This is a genomic window from Methylobacterium sp. WL6 (assembly GCF_008040095.1).
Lineage (GTDB): Bacteria > Pseudomonadota > Alphaproteobacteria > Rhizobiales > Beijerinckiaceae > Methylobacterium.
In genome coordinates this window covers 1-4769 of the sequence record NZ_VRVH01000329.1, presented here as the reverse complement: position 1 = coordinate 4769, position 4769 = coordinate 1, and the positions used below count along the sequence as shown (strand labels likewise).

The window sequence follows — 4769 nt, the reverse complement described above, 5'->3', positions numbered from 1 at the left end:
GAATCGGGGGGGGCCCTCGCCGACGCGTTGCGCCGGGCGGCGACCGCGCAGGGACGCGGACGTTCCTGAGGCCCGCGGGACGCCGGCCCCGCGAAACCGTTGCCGCGGCAACAGAATTCTCGTAGAGCGGATCGGAGAACGGCCGAGCTTGGCCGGCGGTGCGATCGCGGCGGCATCCATGCAGGCGGATACCGCTGGAGAGCCAACGGGTTATGAGGGTGACAAGCCGTGCGCCGGCAGCTAAGCTTGCGCAGGGCGAGGGCGCGGATGGTCGACGATTCCGCGTCCTTGGGGGCGCGCACGCGAGACGAGTGATGGCAGGCCAGAAGACGGATCAACGGGACGTTTATGTCGGGCAACGCATCGCGGAACAACGGCGCAAGGCGTCGTTGACCCAGCGCCGCGTCGCCCAGAGCTTCGGCATGTCCGCGGCGCAGCTGCAGAAGTACGAGAAGGGCACCAACCGCATCAGCGCGATCCATCTCGACATCTTCTCGCGCATGACCGGCGTGCCGCTGGATCACTTCTTCAACGGGATGCCCCGGGACGAGGACCACGCCGTCGAGGGTTTCGGCGACACGCCGCAGCGCCCGCTCGACGCCGGCTGGCAGGGCGTGGCCGAGATGGTGGCCCGCCACGTCTCCGAGAACTGCTCGGCCGACACGCGGCGCGACCTCGCCGCCGCGGTCCAGGCCCTCGAGCGCAAGTTGAGCGGCTGAGGCCACCGCGTCCCTGTGGTAGCACCTTCGGACCGATTGGCCGTCCGCTTCGTACGGTATAACGGATCCGTTCGGCATTCCACCTTGACCCTGCCGGGAGCCGGTGCCAGAACTTCGGCCCTCACAACCGGGTCAAGCGCCGCGATCAGGAAGGCGCACCCGTCAACCGGGGTGCTCTCACGATGCCGCGTTCAGACTTCCTGTTCACCAGCGAATCCGTCTCCGAGGGCCACCCCGACAAGGTGAGCGACCGGATCTCCGACACCGTGGTCGATGCCTACATCGCCGCGATGCCGGAAGCCCGCCTCGGCGTCGAGACGCTGACCACGACCAACCGCGTCGTGATCGCCGGCGAGGTCCGCGGCCCCGATTCGGTGACCTTCAAGGACCTCGAGGCGCTGTCCCGCGAGGCGGTGAAGGACATCGGCTACGAGCAGTCCGGGTTCCACTGGAAGAACAACGACGTGCAGATCTACCTGCACGCCCAGTCGGCCGACATCGCCCAGGGCGTGGACGCGGCCGGCAACAAGGACGAGGGCGCGGGCGACCAGGGCATCATGTTCGGCTACGCCGCCGACGAGACCCCGGAGCTGATGCCGGCCCCGATCTTCTACGCCCACAAGATCCTCAAGGACCTCGCCGACGCCCGCAAGGCCAAGCAGGGCGACGCGGCCAAGCTCGGCCCCGACGCCAAGAGCCAGGTCACGGTGCGCTACGCCAACGGCCGCCCGGTCGAGGCGACGCAGATCGTGCTCTCGACCCAGCACCTCGACGAGTCGCTCGATTCGGCCGACGTGCGCGCCATCGTCGAGCCCTACATCCGCGCGGCCTTGCCCGAGGGCTGGATCAACGAGGGCACGGTCTGGCACGTGAACCCGACCGGCAAGTTCGTCATCGGCGGCCCCGACGGCGATGCCGGCCTCACCGGCCGCAAGATCATCGTCGACACCTACGGCGGCGCGGCGCCCCATGGCGGCGGCGCCTTCTCGGGCAAGGACCCGACCAAGGTCGACCGCTCGGCGGCCTATGCCGCGCGCTACCTCGCCAAGAACGTCGTCGCCGCCGGCCTCGCCTCGCGCGCCACGATCCAGCTCGCCTACGCCATCGGCGTGGCCAAGCCGCTGTCGATCTACGTCGACCTGCACGGCACCGGCAAGGTCGACGAGGCCAAGCTGGAGGGCGTGCTGATGGACGCCCTCGACCTCTCGCCCCGCGGCATCCGCCTGGCGCTCGGCCTCAACAAGCCGATCTACGCCCGCACCTCGGCCTACGGCCATTTCGGCCGCGCCCCGGACGCCGACGGCGGCTTCTCCTGGGAGCGCACCGACCTCGCCGACAAGCTGAGATCGGCCCTGGCGTAAGGGTTTCAACCCCGCGCCGGCGGCCCCCTCTCCCGAACGGGAGAGGGGCCTGCGCCCGATCCGGTCGCCGATCGAGGCGTGAGCCTCCCAACGAGTTTCCCCGTGACCGACACCAGCCCCCCGGCCGACGCCACCGAGCGGGCCTTCTTCGGCCGGCGCAAGGGCAAGCGCCTGCGCGGGCTGCAAGAGCAGCGCCTGTCGGACTTGCTCCCGCGCCTGCGCGTCGACCCGCCCGCCGACGGCCGCCCCCTCGACCCGGCGACGCTGTTTCCCGGCCTCGCGCGAGGCCCGTCGGAGGTCTGGCTCGAGATCGGCTTCGGCGGCGGCGAGCACCTGGCGGCGCAGGCGGCGGCCCATCCCGAGATCGGCATCATCGGCGCCGAGCCCTTCGTCAACGGCGTCGCCAAGCTGCTGCGCGCCGTCGACGAGCGGGCCTTGCGCAACGTCCGCATCCGCGACGAGGACGTGTCGCCGCTGCTCGCCGCCCTGCCGGATGCCAGCCTCGCGCGGGTCTACCTGCTCTACCCCGATCCCTGGCCGAAGCGGCGCCAGCGCAAGCGCCGCTTCGTCTCGGACGAGTCGCTCGCCGAGATCGCCCGGGTGCTGCGGCCCGGCGGCCTGTTCCGCTTCGCCAGCGACATCGACGACTACGTCGGCTGGACCCTGGTCCGCACCGCCCGCTGCCCGCACCTGCGCTGGACGGCGCGCACGGCCGCCGACTGGACGCAGCCCTATCCCGGCTGGCCCGGCACCCGCTACGAGGCGAAGGCGATCGCGGCCGGGCGCCGCCCGACCTACCTCGAGTTCGCGCGCGTCGCGCCGGGCTGAGGCCCCGTCCGCAGGCGACGATGCGTGAGGTCGCGGGGCCGGCCGCCGGGAGCCGGAGGAAAGCGCCGGTGGCCCGGCGCAGGCGACCCGCACGATCCTCGCGGCGGCCTCGGGCGGCGTTCGGCGGCTTTCTTCGAGGATCGGCCGGGGCGACGGGGTCAACTAAGCTGTTGTCGAAGCCGCAGGCGCCGCTGGGCGACTTGCCCCGCTTCGGCCCCGGCCCCATCTTGGGCGCGCTCCTGTCGGGCGCCCGCTCGGTGCCTCCGTCGGGGCGACGCTTTTCGAGACGGCGCGACCGCGCGTTCGAGGGGACGGTGTGACCGACAGGGACGATCACGGCCCGGTGGACGACCCGCGGCGCGCGGCCTTCGAGGAGGCCGCCATCGGGCTGGCCGTGCTGTCGCAGGACGGCGCGCGCCTGCGCGACGCCAACCCCGCGCTCTGCGCCCTGCTCGGCCACCCCCCCGGCGCGCTCGCGGGGCGGCCGGCCGCCGACCTCGTCGGCGGCGGCCGGATCGCCGACGGCATCCATCCCTGGCTCCATGCCGACGGCGGCTCGGTCGAGGTGCGGGTGCGCCGCTCCGGCGCCGGCGGGACCGTCCTCGTCGTCGAGGCGGTGGATGCCGACGAGGCGGCCCGCTCCGAGGAGAACCGCCAGGACCTCGCCGCGGCGGGCCTCGGCGAGTGGCGCTGGGAGCGGAGCACCGGCCGCCTCGTGCTGTCGCGCCGCGCCGCGCAGATCCTCGGCCATCCCCCCGGCTCCTCCGCGACCTGGGACATCCTGCGCGCCGGCCTCTCCGCGGGCGAGCCCGACCGGATCCAGGCCGTGGTCCGGGACGCGATGGCGCGCGACGGCGCCTACCGCTTCGAGACCCGCCTGACGCGGGAGGCGGACGGGCGCGAGATCATCGTCGACGTGCGCGGCCGCCCGGTCCACGCCGAAGACGGGCGCCGCACCGGCATGGTCGGCGTGGTGCAGGACGTGACCACGCGGGTCGAGGCCCGCGACGGGCTCGCCGCCCGCGACCAGCGCCTGCGGGTCGCGACCACGGTCGCCCGGCTCGGGATCTTCGAGTGGCACATGCTCGAGGACCACGCGATCTGGGAGAACGAGCGGATGTTCGAGATCTTCGGGCACGCGCCCGAGGACGGCACCATCGGCAAGACCGAGTTCCTTCGCGATACGCTGCACCCGGACGATCGCGCCGCGGTGCGGCTGGCGATCTCGCAGGCGCTGCGCGACGACGCGATCCTGCACACCACGGGCCGCATCCGCCGCCGCAGCGACGGCGCGTGGCGCACCATCGACCTCGCCGGCCGCTTCGAGCGCGACGCCCCGAACCGGCTGCCGCGGCGGCTGATCGGCCTCGTCGCCGACGTCACCGACCAGCGCCTGGCCGAGGAGCGGCAGGCGCTGCTGATCCGCGAGCTGCACCACCGGGTGAAGAACACCCTGGCGACGGTGCAGGCGATCGTCGGCTCGACCGCGCGGACGGCGTCCAGCATCGAGAGCTTCTACGAAGCCTTCGTCGGCCGCATCAAGTCGCTCGCCCACACCCATTCGGTGCTCACCGAGGCGACCTGGCAGACGGCGGACCTGCGCACGCTGCTGCTGAGCGAGCTGCGCCCCTACGCCGAGGCGCAGGCGGGCGAGGGCGAGGCCGCCGATGCGGACGGGGCCCTCGACGGCCGCATCGTGCTCGACGGGCCGGACACGGCGCTGCCCTCCGAGATCGCGGTGCCGATCGGCATGGCGATCCACGAGCTCACCACCAACGCCGCCAAGTACGGCGCGCTCTCCAACCGGCGCGGGCGGATCTCGGTCGCCTGGGCGGTCCTGCCGGGCGGCCCGGCCGGGATG

General features: G+C 73.0%; 4 protein-coding genes. All 4 read left to right on the top strand.

Annotated features, from left to right (window positions below; translation table 11 throughout):
• Nucleotides 1-314: 314 nt before the first annotated feature.
• On the top strand, nucleotides 315-719 hold the full coding sequence (locus FV230_RS24760) for a helix-turn-helix transcriptional regulator (protein ID WP_147729573.1): 405 nt from the start codon (nucleotides 315-317) through the stop codon (nucleotides 717-719).
• 182 nt (nucleotides 720-901) lie between these two features.
• Nucleotides 902-2080: a methionine adenosyltransferase gene (gene metK, locus FV230_RS24755; RefSeq protein ID WP_147844288.1), complete on the top strand. Its 1179-nt coding sequence runs from the start codon at nucleotides 902-904 to the stop codon at nucleotides 2078-2080.
• Nucleotides 2081-2182: 102 nt separating this feature from the next.
• Nucleotides 2183-2908 (top strand): tRNA (guanine(46)-N(7))-methyltransferase TrmB, encoded by a 726-nt coding sequence (locus tag FV230_RS24750; protein ID WP_147844287.1) that lies wholly within the window; start codon nucleotides 2183-2185, stop codon nucleotides 2906-2908.
• 316 nt (nucleotides 2909-3224) lie between these two features.
• On the top strand, nucleotides 3225-4769 hold a 1545-nt coding region (locus tag FV230_RS24745), incomplete at its 3' end, for an HWE histidine kinase domain-containing protein (RefSeq protein ID WP_147844286.1).